This window comes from Streptococcus sp. 2018110, assembly GCF_019754115.1.
In the GTDB taxonomy this organism is placed as follows: domain Bacteria; phylum Bacillota; class Bacilli; order Lactobacillales; family Streptococcaceae; genus Streptococcus; species Streptococcus hashimotonensis.
Window position 1 is genome coordinate 12,389 of record NZ_JAIJZO010000011.1, and the last position, 16,828, is coordinate 29,216.

The window sequence follows — 16,828 nt, forward strand, 5'->3', positions numbered from 1 at the left end:
ATTAAGCTTCCTTAATACTCAAATTAATGATGCCTGTTACATCTTGATAGATTTTAACTGGTACATCAATGAGACCAATCGCACGAATTGGGTGATCCAGCTGAATATGGCGTTTATCAATCTTGATGCCAAATTGCTTGTCCAATTCTTCAGCAATTTTCTTGCTGGTAATAGAACCAAAGGTACGACCATCTGGACCAACTTTTTCGACAAATTTCACTAAAGTAGCTTCCTCAGCCAGCTTAGCCTTGATAGCCTCTGCTTCTACAATCATCTCTGCATGAGCCTTTTCCTTAGATTTTTCCTGACCACGAAGGGCACTGATCGCTTGATTTGTTGCTTCCTTAGCCAAATTTTTCTTGATCAAGAAATTTTGGGCGTAACCTGTTGGAACTTCCTTAATCTCACCCTTTTTACCTTGACCTTTAACATCTGCTAAAAAGATTACTTTCATATCTGTTCTCCTAATTTCCATTTATTTCTTCGCGGATTTTATCCGTCAATTTTTCACATACTTCTGCGATTGTCTGGTCATATACCTGAGCGGCAGCTAGGTTAAAGTGGCCACCTCCACCCATTTCTTCCATAATGCGTTGAACATTGATTTTACTATGACTCCTTGCAGAAATAGATACATACCCTTTGGTATTTCTTGTTACAACGAATACCGCCTCAATTCCTGCCATGTCCAATATTGTATTGGCAGCCTTGCTCGGAATAATATTATCGTATTCTTTAGTATCATCTGCACACGCAATAACAACATTGGACTCAATTCTCTGCCCACTTAAAATCAGTTCATTGATTTGACGATATTCCTCAAAATCTGTCGCAGCAATCTGCTGAATTTCCAAGCTATCGCTACCACGAGTCCGCAAGTAACTAGCCACATCAAAAGTACGACTGGTCACACGAGAGGTGAAATTTTTTGTATCAAGCATAATCCCAGCCATCAATAAACTAGATTGAATGCGATTAAGCTTATGGTGTTTGTCATTCTGGAACTGAATTAATTCCGTTACTAACTCACTCGCAGAACTAGCACCACTCTCTATATAAGTCAAAACTGCATTATTTGGGAAATCTGTATCGCGACGATGATGATCAACCACCACAACCTGGGTAAATTGTTCATAGAAATCCTTATCCAAAGTCAAGCCAATCTTTGAATGATCTACCATGATTAACAACGACTGGAAAGTGACCATCTTCATGGCTTCCTCAACCGTTAGCAAATTAGAACAATTTTCATCACTCAACTTCTTGATAGCACGTGCAATATCTGGTGCCATTTCATCTGGATTATACACCGTATAGGCATTGTTCATAATATTTTGAGCAAAGTACTGCATACCGACCGCGGATCCAAGCGCGTCCATATCTAAATTACGATGTCCCACCACAAAAACAGCATCAACCGATTTGAGTTTATCTGATACAGCAGTCATCATAGCACGAGTCCGCGTACGTGTTCGTTTAACGGAAGAAGCCGAGCCACCGCCAAAGAAAAGTGGCTGTTTACTCTCATCATTTTCCTTGACCACAACCTGGTCTCCACCACGAACCTCAGCCATATTGAGATTTTGGAGCGCAACCTGTCCGATTTGGTGATGATTTTCATTACCATACGCCAATCCCATACTCAAAGTCAAACCTAAATCTAACTTTTTAGCCTCCTCGCGGAACTTATCAATAACTGAAAACTTATTCTCTATCAATTTTTCCAACACAGCATAATCTGTAAAGAAATAGAATCGATCCATTGTACCGCGTCGGTAGTAGATACCGTAATCATGGCAAAATTCCGAAACAAATTGAGCCAAGAAGGAATTGACTTGGCTGATTTGAGAATCCGTTACAGCATCCTCAAGCTCATCATAGTTATCAACTGAAATAATCCCTATAACAGGACGGCTTCCGATCAAACTATTTGTCGCTGAATACTCTGTTGACGCATCAAAAAAGTAAAATAACCCTTGATCAAAATCAACGTTAACAGCGTATCTCTTGCCTGAAAAGTTCGCATAAATTCGCTCCTCATCCAGACCAACGTCAATAATTTCACGTAGTTTTTTTTGATCAAACTCACCATTTTCTTGAGCAAAAATCAGCTCAGCAAAGGGATTAAACCATTCTACCTGATTACTATCTGGTCGAACTTTTATAACTCCCACTGGCATTTTATCCAAGAGCATCATCAAACCAGAATTGGCCTGATTATTGAGATATTCAATCTGTTCTAGCTCACTAAATTCATAAGAATGTTTTTGATAAATAAACAGCGCAATCAACACCAATAGGCTGATGAGTAGCGCAAAAACTGTACTGGCACCAATTGGAAAAAGTCGGTGGACAAGAGCCACCAACCCAAATAAAATGACACCTATCATGACAAAGTGAATTGTCGAAAATCGAAATCTTTTCATCACTAACCTCTGCCTGCCATTCTACCATAAATTCAGTAAAAAAGCTACTTTTCACATGATTTTAAAGTAGTTGACATATAGCTGACATACAGCGAAAAGAACAGCCTTAGTGACTGTCCTTTGATTTGTTTTTAGAAATGGAACGACTGCGTCCTTCCAAGTAAACCATAAGAATGGAGATGTCCGCTGGATTGACACCGGAAATCCGACTAGCCTGGCCAATAGTTTCTGGTGAAATCAGCTTGAATTTTTGGCGAGCCTCGGTCGCAATGGAGTCAATATCATCCCAGTCAATGTCGGCTGGAATGCGTTTTTCTTCCATACGTTTCATCTTCTCCACCTGATCCAAGGCCTTGGCAATATAGCCCTCGTACTTGACCTCTGTTTCAATCAACTCAATGGTCTTGGCATCCAAGTCCTCTGCCGCAGGACCGATAAAGGCTACCGCATCTGCATAAGTCACATCTGGACGACGCATGAATTCCTTGGCAGTCAAAGCGTCTGTCAAGGGCTTGAATCCCATAGCAACAACTTTTTCGTTGGTTTCCTTGATTGGTTTGAGTTTGATAGACTCCAAGCGTTTCATTTCATTGTCAAATTGTTTTTTGTGAATCTGGAAAACCTGCCAGCGTTCATCATCTACCAAGCCTACCTGACGACCGATTTCCGTCAGTCGCATATCAGCATTGTCATGACGCAGAATCAGGCGGTATTCTGCCCGACTGGTTAAGAGGCGATAAGGCTCCACCGTTCCCTTGGTTACCAGGTCATCAATCATAACACCAATGTAGCCGTCGCTTCGTTTCAAAATTAACTCAGGCTTACCCTGTACCTTAAGGGCTGCATTGATACCAGCGATAATTCCCTGACCTGCTGCTTCTTCATAACCTGATGTTCCGTTGGTCTGACCTGCTGTAAAGAGCCCAGAAATCTTCTTTGTTTCCAGCGTCGCCCGCAATTGATGAGGCATAACCATATCGTACTCAATAGCATAGCCCGTCCGCATCATCTGGGCATTTTCCAAGCCTTTAATGGAGTGAATCAAGTCCTGCTGCACATCTTCTGGCAGACTGGTTGACAGCCCTTGAACATAGATTTCATCTGTGTTGCGACCTTCTGGCTCTAGGAAAAGTTGGTGGCGTTCCTTGTCGGCAAAACGCACAATCTTGTCCTCGATTGACGGACAATAACGGGGCCCAATCCCCTTGACAATGCCCGAAAACATAGGCGCCCGATGAAGATTGCTGTTGATAATCTCATGGCTGGTCGCATTGGTATAGGTCAACCAGCAAGGGATCTGGTCCTGCAAATAATCCTCGTCCTTGGACAAGAATGAAAAGTGATTTGGCTTTTCATCGCCTGGTTGAATCTCGGTTTCGTCGTAATTAATGGTGTGGGCATTGACACGCGGTGGTGTCCCTGTCTTGAAACGGCCAATTTCAAGTCCCAATTCTTTCAGATTATCCGCCAGCGTGATAGAAGCTAGGCTATTGTTAGGGCCTGACGAATACTTGAGGTCACCGATGATAATCTCGCCACGCAGGGCTGTACCCGTCGTCACCACAACTGCCTTGGCTGAAAATTTCTGGTTGGTAGCCGTGCGGACACCGATAACCTTGCCATCCTCCACTAAAATCTCATCAATCATAGTTTGACGCAGGGTCAGATTTTCCTGACGCTCCACCGTCCGTTTCATCTCCGCTGCGTACTCTGCCTTGTCCGCCTGAGCCCGCAAGGCACGTACAGCTGGACCCTTGCCCATATTGAGCATTTTCATCTGGATATAGGTCTTGTCAATGTTGCGGCCCATTTCGCCACCCAGGGCATCAATTTCCCTTACCACAATCCCCTTGGCAGAACCACCAATGGAGGGATTACATGGCATAAAAGCCACCATGTCCAAGTTAATCGTCGCAAGCAGGGTCTTACAGCCCATTCGGCTGGCTGCCAAGCCTGCTTCTACACCCGCGTGCCCCGCACCGATCACGATGACATCGTAGTTTTCTGCAAATGTATGTGTCATGTTGTTTTCTCCTTTATATTCATGATATGTTTGACTTGCCCATTCCAGTTTGGCAATTCTTGAGCCAGAAAGGCTGGCACGATATCTAAGTTGACAAGATTGTCAAGTTCAATCCATTCACAAGCTTGTTTCAACTTGCCTTCAATCATCTCCTTAGGCATTTCTCCAATAGGCTCAACAATAAAATGAAATTCGATATTGTGAAAATCTATGTCTTCGTGTGTAAACTGATTTTCAACGACAAAAGCTAGCTGGTTGACACAACTGTCAACTCCTAATTCTTCTTTGACTTCCCGAACAACCGCATCTTGTGCCGTTTCGTTGACTGCAATTGCACCACCAATGGTATAATGACGCCCCTTAGAGTCCTTCGTGAGAAATATTTTCCCATCTTTTATAATCAATGCAGTGGCACGAACACCGAAGATTTGATTTTCAATTCTGGTCCTGAAATCCATTTTTCTTTCTCTTTTCTAAAATTTCATTTAGATAGTCTAGCTTTCCCGATTAGTAAAATGCTGCAACTGTCCCTTCCAAGTGGCTAGTTCCGTTTTGAGAAAGGCAGGGTTAAGGTCAAGATTTTTCAAGTCTGTAAAGGCAATCCACTCACACTGACGGATAGAATCACCTTCTTCCAGATAGGTAACTGGATCAGACAGTGGGGTAACAAGATAAAGAAATTCAATCTGATGATAGGATTTCTCCTGCAAACTAAACTGATTTTCAACGATGAAAGCCAGCGGTCCAACCTCCACATCAATTCCAAGTTCTTCTTGCATTTCCCGTTGCACAGCCTCTTCAGTTGTTTCACCAAGCTGAATGGCTCCGCCCAAGGTGTAGTAGTTCCCCTCCGGTGCCCTTACAAGAAATAGTTTCTCATCTTTTACTAACAATCCCGTCGCACGAACACCAAAGGACTGGTTGCCTACCACTGTCCGAAAGTCCATCTTCTCTCCTCAATAGCAAAAAATAGCCAAAACTCTCGAAAACTGCAGGACAAAAAAGCCTACAATTCCCATGAGCTTTGACCATCATGATAATTGTTACTCTTATTCTATCAAAAGATTTGTAGAATTTCAAATCTAGTGTTACGCTAACGTTTCAATATATTCTAAGCCCCAAGCCTCAACAGCATCCAGTACCGAACGAAATTTTTCGCCCATCTCAGTCAAGCTATACTCTACACGAGGGGGGACTTCTGCATAGACCGTGCGACTAATAATGCGATCCGCCTCCAATTGTCTAAGGTGCCTTGTTAACATGGTTTGAGTAATACCTGGAATCAGTCGCTGTAATTCATTGAAGCGTTTCGTTCCTGTACTGAGTTGGTAGATAATCACCAATCCCCACTTACCAGTCAAGACTTTTTGTGTTGTTGCAAAAGGGCAAATACCATATTCACTAACTTTTTTCAAAAAAATTCTCCTTTATTTATCACAATAGTATCACTTTTGATACTAACAAATGCAAAAGTACCTACTTGCATAATGGAATGCTTCAGCTATAATTGTACTATATCAAAAAAATTGGAGGACATCAAATGTCAACAAACTTGGAAATTTTTAATGCCTATAACAATGCTCTCATCGCTGGTGATTTTGCAGCTCTTTTTGAAACAATGGCTAATGACATTATCTGGCATCAACCCGGAAATCATTCAACATCTGGTGCTAAAATTGGTAAGGAAGTACTCGGAGCACATCTAGCAACTTTCGCCGAAAAAACAAATGGAACTTTCAAAGTAGTGACAAACTGGGTATCCGATAATGATACTCTTGTTGCCGCTAACGTAACATTCCTCGGTACTCGAACAGATGGTGAAGAACTAAACATGAATGGCATCGATATTTTCCGTATGGAAGATGGCAAAATCAAGGAAGTTTGGCTCTTCTCAGCCGACCAAAAAGCCGAAGATGCTTTCTGGGGATAAGATAAAAAGCTTAGCATGAGGGTGCTAAGCTTTTATTTTTGATTAAATATACTGACAAGCCACCCCATCTTTGTAGGCCATGTCGATCATGCCACCACCCAGACACTCTTGACCGTCGTAGAAAACAACGGCTTGTCCTGGTGTGATTGCTCGTTGTGGCTCTGCAAAAATAACTTCTGCCTTGTCACCTTTTATCTTGACAGTTACTTTACTATCTGGTTGACGATAGCGGAACTTAGCTGTGCATTCTAGCGTGAATTCTTCAGGCATATTACGTGTAAAGTGTACTTGACTAGCCTGTAAAGAAGTTGACATCAAGGACTCATGATAGAAGCCTTGACCGACATAGAGGATGTTTTTTGACAGGTCTTTTCCGACAACAAACCAAGGCTCATTGTCCCCACCGATTTGTCCTCCGATACCAAGCCCGCCCCGTTGGCCAATGGTATAGTACATAAGGCCTGTATGCTCTCCCATGTCACGACCGTCAACCGTCATCATCCGACCGGGCTGGGCTGGCAAATACTGCCCTAGAAATTCTTTGAAATTCTTTTCACCGATAAAGCAGATGCCTGTCGAATCTTTCTTCTTAGCTGTCGCCAAGCCTGCTCGCTCTGCTATTTCCCTTACCTGAGGCTTTTGTAAATGGCCGAGCGGAAACATGGTTTTCTGCAACTGTTCCTGTGAAAGTTGGCTAAGGAAGTAGGTCTGATCCTTGCCATTGTCTGCCCCACGCAGCATGTGAACAGTGCCGTCCTCGTCGCGTGATACCTGAGCATAGTGGCCCGTCGCCACATAGTCCGCCCCCAAGTTCATAGCGTAATCCAAGAAGGCCTTGAACTTGATTTCCTTGTTACACATGACATCTGGATTGGGTGTGCGGCCAGCCCGATACTCAGCTAAGAAATACTCAAATACGCGGTCCCAATACTCTTTTTCAAAGTTGACAGAGTAGTAAGGGATGCCGATTTGGTCTGCCACTGCAGCCACGTCCTTATAGTCTTCTGTTGCTGTACAGAAGCCATTTTCGTCCGTGTCGTCCCAGTTTTTCATGAAGATGCCGATCACATCGTAGCCCTGCTCTTTGAGCAAGAGGGCCGTAACCGATGAATCCACACCGCCACTCATACCGACAACAACACGGGTTTTAGAATTGTCAGTTGACATAATCTTCTCCCATCTTTTCGTAGAAATAACGATTTGAAGGTCGTATTTCAAAATTTTTTCCAAAAAACGATTTGAAGGTCGATTTTGAACAACTTGTATTATATCACACAAATGGGAGAAGCTACAGGAATTTTGCATTGAAAACCCATTCATCTTAGCATATTCCTTGACAGGATAATTTGATATAATATACCTAAGAATGAAAAGCGAGGAAAGCTATGACAAACTTAAAATTTCAATCGGTCTTTGACATCATTGGACCGGTTATGATTGGACCGTCTTCTAGTCACACAGCTGGTGCGGTCCGAATTGGGAAAATTGTATCTTCAATTTTCGGCGATGAGCCAACAGAGGTGGAATTTCAACTCTACAATTCCTTTGCCAAGACCTATCGTGGTCACGGTACGGATGTAGCCTTGGTAGCAGGTATTCTGGGCATGGATACGGATGATCCCCGCATTCCTGACTCTCTTGATATTGCAAGGGAACGAGGCATTAAGGTTTACTGGCGTGTCAACAAGGATAGTAATACACCCCATCCCAATACCACCAGAATCATCATAAAAAACGATAAAAAATCCATCTCAGCTACAGGCGTTTCCATCGGCGGCGGCAATATCCAGGTAACCGAGCTCAACGGATTTTCTGTCAACCTTAACATGAACACACCGACCATTATCATTGTTCACCAGGATGTCCCAGGTATGATTGCAAAGGTGACAGATGTCCTGTCAAAATACAATATCAACATTGCCCAAATGAACGTGACGCGTGAACAAGCTGGAGAAAAAGCCATTATGATTATCGAAGTGGATGCTCGCCAGTGTGAAAATTCGATTGCAGAGATTGAAAAAATTCCCCACTTGCATAATGTCACCTTCTTTAACTAGAAAGAGGAAACCATGTTTTATACTATCGAAGAATTAGTTCAGCAAGCAGACAACTTTTCTGGTAATGTAGCTGAACTCATGATCGCTACTGAAATTGAATTGACCGGTCGTAGCCGCGAAGAAATCTTGACAATCATGTCAAGAAACTTGACAGTTATGAAAGCCTCCATCGTAGATGGACTTACTGAAAGCAAATCCGTATCTGGTTTAACAGGAGGCGATGCTGCCAAGTTAGATGCCTATATGAAATCTGGTAAAACTCTGTCAGATTCCGCTGTCCTGTCCGCAGCAAGAAATGCTATGGCTGTCAACGAATTGAATGCCAAAATGGGCTTAGTCTGTGCCACTCCGACAGCAGGATCTGCAGGCTGTCTACCAGCTGTGCTAGGAGTTGCTATTGAAAAGCTCAATTTGACAGAAGAACAGCAACTTGACTTCCTATTTACAGCTGGAGCCTTTGGACTAGTTATCGCCAACAACGCCTCCATCTCAGGTGCAGAAGGAGGCTGTCAGGCAGAAGTCGGATCTGCCTCTGCTATGTCTGCCGCAGCATTAACTCTTGCAGCAGGTGGAACTCCCTACCAAGCCAGCCAAGCCATCTGCTTTGTCATCAAAAATATGCTGGGTCTGATTTGCGATCCCGTCGCTGGTCTGGTAGAAGTCCCTTGTGTCAAACGTAATGCAATGGGAGCAAGCTACGCCTTGGTTGCTGCCGATATGGCACTAGCAGGTATCGAATCCAAAATCCCCGTTGACGAAGTTGTCAATGCCATGTACCAAGTTGGTTCAGTCCTCCCAACTGCCTTCCGTGAAACTGCTGAAGGTGGCCTTGCAGCTACACCGACGGGTCGTCGCCTTGCTCAAGAAATTTTTGGAGAAGATTGACAATAGTGTAAACCAAAAAGGACCTTAACGGTCCCTTTTCTTATTGTTTCGTGAATGTTAGTTTCTCTAAGGTTGTATCATTGGCATCAATTTCTGTCAAAGTAAGAGTTGGACCATTCAAGGTATAACTATCTGCTTCGCCATCAATGTAGGCAAGTTTTTTATCTAAATCAAAGATAACTTGTTCAATATCTTGATCTCCGTCTTTGTCAACTTCTGTCAAGGTTGCTTGATTCCCTTTTACAGTCAACGTGTAGGTATCATTTCCAGATGTTGCTGTATAAGTACCATCTAGCTCAGAGGTTTCAACTAACTTTACACCGTAACTTGTTGCGAGTTGACTAGCAGAAGTTGTATTTACTGATGAGGCTGATGATGCATTAGCTTGTGCTATTACCTGTTGATTGTCATCATCATCTGCAATTCCAACTTGTCGCTCAATTTGATCTCCTAATGCCTCTAGTTTATTTTCATAGACTTCTGCTACGACAAAACCAGCCGTCACAAGTGCCAAGGCACCTACCGACAATAAGATAATCGATTTCTTACTCATGCCTGTAACCTTCTGTTTGACTGATTCCCAGACACCTGTTTTCTTACTTTCTACCACTTCAATAATTTCTTGTTGTTGATTGTTATTTTCCATTTTGTCCTCTTTTTAACTTGTTTTCTTCAGCTCTTGCTGATAAGTCTATTATAGAGGATAGGTTTTAACACTTTAGAGAAACTTTCTAAACAAATTCTAAACACTTATAAATTAATCATTAAGACGATAGCCTGCTCCCCAGACAGTCTCAATCAAATCCGCTCCCAATTTATCTCGGATCCGATTGACATGAACAGCAACTGTTGCACTATCTCCAACATAGTCATATCCCCAAATGGTTTCAAACAAGTGATCTTTAGAGAATACTCGGTTAGGGTGTTTTGCTAGATAAACCAGCAATTCAAATTCACGATTAGGCAATTTGATTTCCTGACCATCCAAAGTCACTTTCCAATTATCCAAGAAAATAGTCATATTCCCAACTGTTAATTCATTATGATCATTATCCTTTTGAAAACGCTGGTAGCGAGCCAAATGAGCCTTTACACGCGCCACCAACTCCATGGGATCAAAAGGTTTGCTGATGTAATCATCTGCTCCCAAACCTAGCCCTCTCACCACGTCCATAGTTTCTTGCTTGGATGTAACCATCAAAATAGGGAAGTCCACCTTATCCCGTAAATCACGACAAAGATCGTAGCCAGTTTTATTTGGGAGCATGACATCCAGCATTAAAAGAGCATAATCCTCTTTTTTGAGTTGGTCCTCTACAAGACCACCGTCATGTACCAAATCTACTTGGTAGCCCTGCATTTCTAGATAATCTCGCTCCAAATAAGCAATCTCTACATCATCTTCTGCGATTAAAATCCGTGTCATTTCGTATCCTTTCTAGGTAATCTAAAGATAAATCGAAGACCTGGAGTTGCCTCAACAGATACCTGACCATCCAGTCTCTCCATAATATTTTTTACAATCGCTAACCCCAGACCATGACCTTCTACTTGCTGTCTGGTATCGTCTTCCCTGTAAAATTCTTCAAAAATCAAGTCAAGTCTATCCTTTGCTACACCTTTTCCGTTATCTGTAAAAGTCCAAACAACTTCTTGCTCCTGCATTTGTCCAGTAATACTGATTATCAGGGGCTTTACAGCGGCATATTTTCGTGCATTGTCCACCAAATTATCTAGAATTCTACGAAATTGAATTGGATCAATCTCAACTGGCAATCCATCTGATACTTCCAAACTAAACCGAATATCCTCATCTACTAATTCCTCAGCTTTCTCTCTTACATAGGACTGTAAAAAGATAGCCAAATCAAGCTGGACTTTATCAAATGGCATTTTATCTGTCTGCAATTGTGAAAAAGCAAATAATTTTTCCAGTAATTTCTCCATCACCTGAGATTTTTGATAGATAACAGTCAAATACTGATTGCGTTTTTCGTCCGTATTGGCAATACCATCCAAAATTCCCTTGGCATAACCTTTGATAGAAGTCAAGGGAGTCCGCAAATCATGCGAAATATCTGCGACCATCTGGGTTCGATTTTGTTCATACAGTCGATTTTTCTCACGGGCATCTAACAAAGAAGTCTGCATTTGATTGAACCCTTGGGTCAATTCTTCAAATTCCTTATCACCTTGATAGGTCAGAGGTACTGTATAATCTCCCTGCTGGATACGTTCTACACCGCTGTGCAATTCCTCCAAAGGACGCATGATGACATCTAGGAGACGGCGAGTAAAGAAGAAGTTAAGCACTACTACGACCACGATACCTATTCCACCAACTAACAAAAGCTGTATCAGGAAGGCTTGAAATTCTTGGCTTTCTTGCTGGTCTTCCAAATCTTCTAACAAGGCATATAAATAATAAACTTGCCCATCCGTGGCGAGTTTACGGCTAATCACAATTTCTCCATCTACATAGGAGGTGTGAGTGGTTGATGATACTGTCACTCCCAATATCTCATCCGCATCATCTTTCAGATTTGAAAAGACAGCCACACCATTACTTTCTACATAGAGTCGTGCATCATTCGATGCTAACTCATCTGCCAATACTGCAAAATCTAATCCCGAAAATTTTTCCAAACTCTGTTGACTACTTGCTGTCTTCTGGCTAGTGGACTGCCATGTTTCTTGGTTACGATAAATACTATTAACCACATAAACACTTACCCCCAGCATAGCAACCAAGGAAAAAATAAGCATAATCATATTTAATCGAAAAATTCTTTTTTGTAATTTCATAGTTCTTCTTTTCTAGTCAATTTTTTCACAATTATAAACAAAACAACCCTATCTGTAAAGCTAGACAACTTTCAACAATAGAAAAAAGTCTAGCATCGCGCTAGACCTCTTCTAATTTATCTTAGTACCAACCATTTGCCAACCAGAAGGCCTTGGCTGCAGACCATGAACCATAGCGACTAGCAACATAAGCATCTGCTACACGCTCTTGGTTTTCTGGTGAGTAATCACCATTCAAGTAAGTATTTGTCAACTGGTAACGACCAATGTAGATACCGTTACGGGCATCATAGCTACCGCTTGATTCCTTCATTGCAATCCATTCTTTTGCTGCTGCATCTTCAGCACTCAAGTTTGAAGAATAGGTGCTAGTTGTTGCTGTTGCAGTAGAAGTTGAGGATGTTGTTGATTGAGCTTGTTCAACTGAACTCTCTACTGTCTTCACTGTCACATCACCCAATTCGATAACTTGACCGACATGGATAAAATCTAAGTTGGTAATCTTATTCTGCTCTGCTAATTTTTCAACAGTAGTATTGTGTGTTTCAGCAATTTCAGACAGGGTATCACCAGACTTTACAGTATAGGTTTCTGCACTGACTACACCCGCAGTCAAAAGGGAGATTCCCGCTACCAAACCAGCAATAGTTGTTTTTAAGTTTTTCTTTAATGTAATGTTCATAATAGTCACATTCCTTTCTGTCATGTGTCTATCATACCCTCTAACTATTACTTAGACTTTGTGAAATTGTTACAAATATTACAGACAAATTGAGATTAGACAATAAAAACGCTATTTCTAGCGTTTTTTACTCATTTTTTCAATATAAATAAGAGTCCAGCTAAAGCTAACATAACTAAAATTGCTAACGTATCTGCTAACTTCCATTCCAAAATCCGATACTTGGTTCTCCCATCTCCGCCTTGATACCCACGCGCCTCCATCGCCGTTGCAAGAGCATCTGCCCTCTTAAAACTTGATGCGAATAAAGGAATCAAAATAGGAATAACTGACTTTACCTTCTGAATAAGATTTCCCTCATTAAAGTCCACTCCACGAGCTCTCTGAGCATTCATAATCCGAGTGGTATCATCCATCAAGGTCGGTACAAAACGCAAGCTCATGGACAACATCAAACCAATTTCATGCACAGGAACTTTAAATTTCTTCAAAGGTGCAAGACCTGATTCAATACCATCTGCCAAGCTAAGGGGTGTCGTCGTCAAGGTCAATAGGGTTGAGAAGAAAATAATCAAAACAAAGCGAACAAAAATAATCGCCGCCTGTTGCAAACCCTCAACTGATAATTTAAAAATCCAAAACTCCCATAAAAGTGTCGCTCCAGATGTAAAGAAAACCTGAAAGAAAGTTGTAAATAGAATAATTCCTATCATCGGTTTCAAACCATTAATAAAAAATGATAAGCGAATACGAGATAAAACAACCATTCCTAAAACAAATGCTATCAACAAGGCATTGGTGACCAAATTATTGGCCCAAAAAATCATCAATAGAAATCCAAACATTGCTAAAAGCTTACTTCTTGGATCCAAGCGATGAATAATTGAATCCCCAGGAATATAGCGACCTAAAATTAATTTATCCATGTGTCACCATCCCCGTAAATTCTTCAATTGTAATAGGAAGACGTTCAAATACAAAGCCTCTTCTCTCCAAATTAGCTGCAAACTTAGTAATCTTAGGCACTCCCAACTGAATACTCTCTAAAAAATCTACCTCTTGAAAAAGATCAACTGGTTTACCAGAACGGACCAGCTTTCCCTTTTCCATAATGTAAACAAAATCAGCATAGTTAGCCACATCGTCCATCAAATGAGTTACCAAAACGATTGTCATGCCTGATTCATGAAGCTTTTTGAAAATATCCATCAATTCCTGACGACCCGCAGGGTCCAAGCCAGCTGTTGGTTCATCCAAAACTAAGATACTTGGTTCCATTGCCAGAATCCCAGCAATAGCCACCCGACGCATTTGACCACCAGATAGTTCAAAAGGACTACGCTCAAACAAGCTTTCATCAATTCCAACCAAGGCCAACTTTTCACGCGCAATCGTTTCAGCCTCTTCCTGAGAAACTCCGAAATTTTGTGGACCAAAAGCAACATCTTTCAAAACTGTCTCATCAAACACTTGACTTTCAGGAAATTGGAACACCAGCCCCACTTTCTTCCTTACTTGCTTAATATCCTTATTTTCAGACGTTGCTGTAATCACAACATCATCAATGACTACTCTTCCTTCTGTTGGTACATTTAATCCATTCAAGAGTTGTAAAATCGTTGATTTGCCCGAACCCGTATGCCCAATAAGGGCCGTGTAAGAGCCATCAACAATCTCCAAATCCACACCAAAAAGCGCACGCCCCTCAAAAGGAGTGCCAGCTTGATAGGTATAGCTTACTTCTTGGAGATCAATTCCCATAAAGTTTCCTCTAATTCTTCCTCTGTAAAATAGCGGAGCGGTAAATCAAGTCCAGTCTGGCGCAAAGATGAAGCCAGTTCTGTCGTAAATGGTCTATCCAAGTCTAAATCTACCAAATCTTCTCGCATAAATAGTTCATTTGGAGTGCTAATTGATTCAACCTGTCCATTTTTCATCACGATAACTCGGTCACTCAATGCAACCTCATCCAAATCATGTGTTATAGAGATAACCGTCATACCATGACGATCCTTAATTTCACGGACAATCTTAATCAAGTCGAGACGACCTTCTGGATCCAACATAGACGTAGCCTCATCCAAAATAATAATTTTTGGACGTAAGGCAACCACTCCAGCAATCGCCACCCTCTGCTTCTGACCACCAGATAAACGAGCAGGCTCACGTGTTTTGAAATCAGTCATTCCAACCAATTCCAAAGCTTCGTCAACTCGACTACGCATCTCCTCCAAAGGGATTCCCTGATTCTCTAAACCAAATGCAACATCATCTTCAACTGTAGCGCCCACAAATTGGTTATCTGGATTTTGAAAAACCATACCAATCAAGCGTCGCTTATCCCATACATTATCAATGGTTAAGGCATCACCGTCAATATAAATATCACCTGATTCAGCTTCCAACAAACCATCAATCAAACGGACTGTTGTTGATTTACCCGAACCATTATGTCCAATAATAGACAACCATTCTCCCTGTTTCACGTGAAACGAGACATCATTTAGGGTATAGCGTTCATCCTCTTGGTCGTATTTATATTTAAGATTTTTTACTTCGATAATATTTGTCATCATTTAAAAGTATCTTTGAATAAGTAAGAGGCACCCCTGAAATAATCATAACCTGAATATAGGGTGAAGAAAAGTGCAATATAGAGTGTTATTTGCCCCACAACGTTCCAGTGTAAGAGCAGGAAAATAACTGAAAACATCTGTGAAAATGTTTTGATTTTTCCTGGCATAGCCGCAGCTAGAACTGTTCCTCCATTTTCCACCAAGAGTAGACGAAGACCTGTCACTGCCAATTCACGACAAATAATAATTGCAACTACCCAAGCTGGGGCAAATCCAAGCTCTACAAGCATGATAAACGCTGTCATCACCAAAATCTTATCTGCCATCGGATCCGCAAATTTTCCAAAGTTTGTTACAACCTGCCATTTACGAGCCAAGTAGCCGTCTAGATAATCCGTAATACTAGCTAATGCAAAAATAAGCGCTGCCAACACATGACTAATTGTTGAATCCCAAACGGTCAGTAACAAGATAAAAATTGGGATTACCAAAATCCTACCTATCGTCAATGCATTGGGAATATTTTCTTTTTTCATTCTAATACCTTTATTGCCCTTATTCAAAATTTAAAGTGACCGCCCCTGTATCGGCTGTCAGAGCTGATAGATCTAGCTTTTGACCACCTACACTTACCTCTACTCCTTTGACAACACCAAGAACAAGTGTAGTAGAAGTCACTCCTTCTTCAATAGTAGTAGTTACTGTTGGATTATCAGGTGTTAGTGTAACGCCCCCCTCTAACAAGGTGTCAGAAAGGCTGATCCAACTCGTTGTATTTTTTGCTGTTACAGTTACTTCTACTGGATAAGTCACTGTTTTAAGGGTCGCAACAATGTTAGAACCTGATCCTGAAATAGTCACATTTTCTGTAGCGGAACTACTTGAACTCGTTGAATTTGACTGCGCCTGCTCAGTAGAACTCGTCTCTGTGCCACTACTTGCTTCAGATACAGATTGCTCAACTATACTATATGACGTTGTAGTAGGCGTAATAGATGCTCTATTTTGGAGCCTGCTATGAACAATATAAGTCACAAAAATAATAATCAAACCCGTAGCAAGTAATAAGTAAATCAACGGAAGATAAGAGTTCTTTTTACGTTTACGAACCTTATAGCTTCTTTTCAATTCTGAAGATCGGAGTTCTTCTTCTCCATCTTCATAATATTTCACTAAACTATTGGTCTCGTAAGCATCCAGTAGGACATCTGCATCTAATTCCAAAGCCTCAGCATATGCTCTTAAAATAGAATGAACATCATCTGAGTTTGCAATAAAATCAAAATCATTGTACTCAAGTGCCTGCAAATATTTAGCTTGGATTTTTGTTATCCGTTGCAAATCAACGAATGTCCAACCCCGTCCTTCTCTAGCTGTTCTAAGTACTTCCCCTATACTCTTTTGTCTCATAATACCCTCTCTCTATCGCTCATCATGTACAGTA

General features: G+C 41.4%; 19 protein-coding genes. 3 read left to right on the forward strand and 16 right to left on the reverse strand.

Features of this window, described 5'->3' with window-relative positions; genetic code table 11:
• Window position 1: 1 nt before the first annotated feature.
• The 6 genes from rplI to K5Q34_RS07485 all read right to left on the reverse strand — a co-directional run bounded on the left by rplI (window position 2) and on the right by K5Q34_RS07485 (window position 5,864).
• A complete protein-coding gene (gene rplI / locus K5Q34_RS07460) occupies window positions 2–454 on the reverse strand; it encodes a 50S ribosomal protein L9 (protein WP_221864788.1) in 453 nt (150 codons plus the stop codon).
• Between the two features lie 10 nt (window positions 455–464).
• Complete coding sequence (locus K5Q34_RS07465) at window positions 465–2,426, reverse strand: DHH family phosphoesterase (protein ID WP_044758771.1); 1,962 nt, start codon at window positions 2,424–2,426, stop codon at window positions 465–467.
• 106 nt (window positions 2,427–2,532) lie between these two features.
• Window positions 2,533–4,449, reverse strand: a complete 1,917-nt coding sequence (mnmG, locus tag K5Q34_RS07470; RefSeq protein WP_172114843.1) for a tRNA uridine-5-carboxymethylaminomethyl(34) synthesis enzyme MnmG — start codon at window positions 4,447–4,449, stop codon at window positions 2,533–2,535.
• A complete protein-coding gene (locus K5Q34_RS07475) occupies window positions 4,446–4,907 on the reverse strand; it encodes an NUDIX hydrolase (RefSeq protein WP_172114841.1) in 462 nt (153 codons plus the stop codon). The genes mnmG and K5Q34_RS07475 overlap by 4 nt, the downstream gene beginning before the upstream one ends.
• A 36-nt stretch (window positions 4,908–4,943) precedes the next feature.
• The gene (locus K5Q34_RS07480; RefSeq protein WP_172114839.1) at window positions 4,944–5,396 is read right to left on the reverse strand and encodes an NUDIX hydrolase; all 453 of its coding nucleotides are present in this window, start codon (window positions 5,394–5,396) and stop codon (window positions 4,944–4,946) included.
• A gap of 141 nt (window positions 5,397–5,537) precedes the next feature.
• Window positions 5,538–5,864 carry a helix-turn-helix domain-containing protein gene (locus tag K5Q34_RS07485; protein WP_172114837.1) on the reverse strand — a complete coding sequence of 109 codons (327 nt, stop codon included), beginning with the start codon at window positions 5,862–5,864 and terminating at the stop codon, window positions 5,538–5,540.
• A gap of 125 nt (window positions 5,865–5,989) precedes the next feature.
• Here K5Q34_RS07485 and K5Q34_RS07490 point away from each other — a divergent pair, with 125 nt between their 5' ends.
• Entirely contained in the window at window positions 5,990–6,379 is a 390-nt protein-coding gene (locus K5Q34_RS07490) for a nuclear transport factor 2 family protein (protein WP_172114835.1), read from the forward strand.
• Window positions 6,380–6,421: 42 nt separating this feature from the next.
• Here the strand turns inward: K5Q34_RS07490 and mnmA are convergent, their stop codons facing one another.
• Window positions 6,422–7,546 (reverse strand): tRNA 2-thiouridine(34) synthase MnmA, encoded by a 1,125-nt coding sequence (mnmA, locus tag K5Q34_RS07495; protein ID WP_221864789.1) that lies wholly within the window; start codon window positions 7,544–7,546, stop codon window positions 6,422–6,424.
• A gap of 218 nt (window positions 7,547–7,764) precedes the next feature.
• Between mnmA and sdaAB the strand changes: the two genes are divergently transcribed.
• Window positions 7,765–8,436, forward strand: a complete 672-nt coding sequence (gene sdaAB / locus K5Q34_RS07500) for an L-serine ammonia-lyase, iron-sulfur-dependent subunit beta (protein ID WP_105114085.1) — start codon at window positions 7,765–7,767, stop codon at window positions 8,434–8,436.
• 12 nt (window positions 8,437–8,448) lie between these two features.
• Window positions 8,449–9,321: an L-serine ammonia-lyase, iron-sulfur-dependent, subunit alpha gene (gene sdaAA, locus K5Q34_RS07505; protein ID WP_172114831.1), complete on the forward strand. Its 873-nt coding sequence runs from the start codon at window positions 8,449–8,451 to the stop codon at window positions 9,319–9,321.
• A gap of 40 nt (window positions 9,322–9,361) precedes the next feature.
• On the opposite strand, the gene K5Q34_RS07510 is transcribed toward sdaAA, so the two are convergent.
• The 9 genes from K5Q34_RS07510 to rodZ all read right to left on the reverse strand — a co-directional run bounded on the left by K5Q34_RS07510 (window position 9,362) and on the right by rodZ (window position 16,794).
• On the reverse strand, window positions 9,362–9,967 hold the full coding sequence (locus K5Q34_RS07510; protein WP_172114829.1) for a DUF3642 domain-containing protein: 606 nt from the start codon (window positions 9,965–9,967) through the stop codon (window positions 9,362–9,364).
• 111 nt (window positions 9,968–10,078) lie between these two features.
• Window positions 10,079–10,747, reverse strand: a complete 669-nt coding sequence (locus K5Q34_RS07515; protein WP_105134420.1) for a response regulator transcription factor — start codon at window positions 10,745–10,747, stop codon at window positions 10,079–10,081.
• The gene (locus tag K5Q34_RS07520; protein WP_202846889.1) at window positions 10,744–12,126 is read right to left on the reverse strand and encodes a HAMP domain-containing sensor histidine kinase; all 1,383 of its coding nucleotides are present in this window, start codon (window positions 12,124–12,126) and stop codon (window positions 10,744–10,746) included. The genes K5Q34_RS07515 and K5Q34_RS07520 overlap by 4 nt, the downstream gene beginning before the upstream one ends.
• A gap of 121 nt (window positions 12,127–12,247) precedes the next feature.
• The gene (locus K5Q34_RS07525; protein ID WP_044670100.1) at window positions 12,248–12,808 is read right to left on the reverse strand and encodes a LysM domain-containing protein; all 561 of its coding nucleotides are present in this window, start codon (window positions 12,806–12,808) and stop codon (window positions 12,248–12,250) included.
• Window positions 12,809–12,939: 131 nt separating this feature from the next.
• On the reverse strand, window positions 12,940–13,734 hold the full coding sequence (locus K5Q34_RS07530) for an energy-coupling factor transporter transmembrane protein EcfT (protein ID WP_024384289.1): 795 nt from the start codon (window positions 13,732–13,734) through the stop codon (window positions 12,940–12,942).
• Window positions 13,727–14,569 carry an energy-coupling factor transporter ATPase gene (locus tag K5Q34_RS07535; protein WP_172114825.1) on the reverse strand — a complete coding sequence of 281 codons (843 nt, stop codon included), beginning with the start codon at window positions 14,567–14,569 and terminating at the stop codon, window positions 13,727–13,729. The genes K5Q34_RS07530 and K5Q34_RS07535 overlap by 8 nt, the downstream gene beginning before the upstream one ends.
• On the reverse strand, window positions 14,545–15,381 hold the full coding sequence (locus K5Q34_RS07540; protein ID WP_029171263.1) for an energy-coupling factor ABC transporter ATP-binding protein: 837 nt from the start codon (window positions 15,379–15,381) through the stop codon (window positions 14,545–14,547). Before K5Q34_RS07540 ends, K5Q34_RS07535 begins: the two co-directional genes overlap by 25 nt.
• Window positions 15,381–15,920, reverse strand: a complete 540-nt coding sequence (gene pgsA / locus K5Q34_RS07545; RefSeq protein ID WP_105119838.1) for a CDP-diacylglycerol--glycerol-3-phosphate 3-phosphatidyltransferase — start codon at window positions 15,918–15,920, stop codon at window positions 15,381–15,383. The genes K5Q34_RS07540 and pgsA overlap by 1 nt, the downstream gene beginning before the upstream one ends.
• Window positions 15,921–15,939: 19 nt before the next feature.
• The gene (gene rodZ / locus K5Q34_RS07550; RefSeq protein WP_044683083.1) at window positions 15,940–16,794 is read right to left on the reverse strand and encodes a cytoskeleton protein RodZ; all 855 of its coding nucleotides are present in this window, start codon (window positions 16,792–16,794) and stop codon (window positions 15,940–15,942) included.
• Window positions 16,795–16,828: the final 34 nt, after the last annotated feature.

Coding starts and splice junctions, on each gene's coding strand:
- K5Q34_RS07465 (WP_044758771.1), bottom strand. CDS start 2,426: ATGAAAAGATTTCGATTTTCGACAATTCACTTTGTCATGATAGGTGTC.
- K5Q34_RS07530 (WP_024384289.1), bottom strand. CDS start 13,734: ATGGATAAATTAATTTTAGGTCGCTATATTCCTGGGGATTCAATTATT.
- K5Q34_RS07515 (WP_105134420.1), bottom strand. CDS start 10,747: ATGACACGGATTTTAATCGCAGAAGATGATGTAGAGATTGCTTATTTG.
- K5Q34_RS07520 (WP_202846889.1), bottom strand. CDS start 12,126: ATGAAATTACAAAAAAGAATTTTTCGATTAAATATGATTATGCTTATT.
- K5Q34_RS07510 (WP_172114829.1), bottom strand. CDS start 9,967: ATGGAAAATAACAATCAACAACAAGAAATTATTGAAGTGGTAGAAAGT.
- K5Q34_RS07525 (WP_044670100.1), bottom strand. CDS start 12,808: ATGAACATTACATTAAAGAAAAACTTAAAAACAACTATTGCTGGTTTG.
- rplI (WP_221864788.1), bottom strand. CDS start 454: ATGAAAGTAATCTTTTTAGCAGATGTTAAAGGTCAAGGTAAAAAGGGT.
- K5Q34_RS07535 (WP_172114825.1), bottom strand. CDS start 14,569: ATGGGAATTGATCTCCAAGAAGTAAGCTATACCTATCAAGCTGGCACT.
- mnmA (WP_221864789.1), bottom strand. CDS start 7,546: ATGTCAACTGACAATTCTAAAACCCGTGTTGTTGTCGGTATGAGTGGC.
- sdaAA (WP_172114831.1), top strand. CDS start 8,449: ATGTTTTATACTATCGAAGAATTAGTTCAGCAAGCAGACAACTTTTCT.
- K5Q34_RS07480 (WP_172114839.1), bottom strand. CDS start 5,396: ATGGACTTTCGGACAGTGGTAGGCAACCAGTCCTTTGGTGTTCGTGCG.
- K5Q34_RS07540 (WP_029171263.1), bottom strand. CDS start 15,381: ATGACAAATATTATCGAAGTAAAAAATCTTAAATATAAATACGACCAA.
- pgsA (WP_105119838.1), bottom strand. CDS start 15,920: ATGAAAAAAGAAAATATTCCCAATGCATTGACGATAGGTAGGATTTTG.
- K5Q34_RS07490 (WP_172114835.1), top strand. CDS start 5,990: ATGTCAACAAACTTGGAAATTTTTAATGCCTATAACAATGCTCTCATC.
- rodZ (WP_044683083.1), bottom strand. CDS start 16,794: ATGAGACAAAAGAGTATAGGGGAAGTACTTAGAACAGCTAGAGAAGGA.
- K5Q34_RS07475 (WP_172114841.1), bottom strand. CDS start 4,907: ATGGATTTCAGGACCAGAATTGAAAATCAAATCTTCGGTGTTCGTGCC.
- mnmG (WP_172114843.1), bottom strand. CDS start 4,449: ATGACACATACATTTGCAGAAAACTACGATGTCATCGTGATCGGTGCG.
- sdaAB (WP_105114085.1), top strand. CDS start 7,765: ATGACAAACTTAAAATTTCAATCGGTCTTTGACATCATTGGACCGGTT.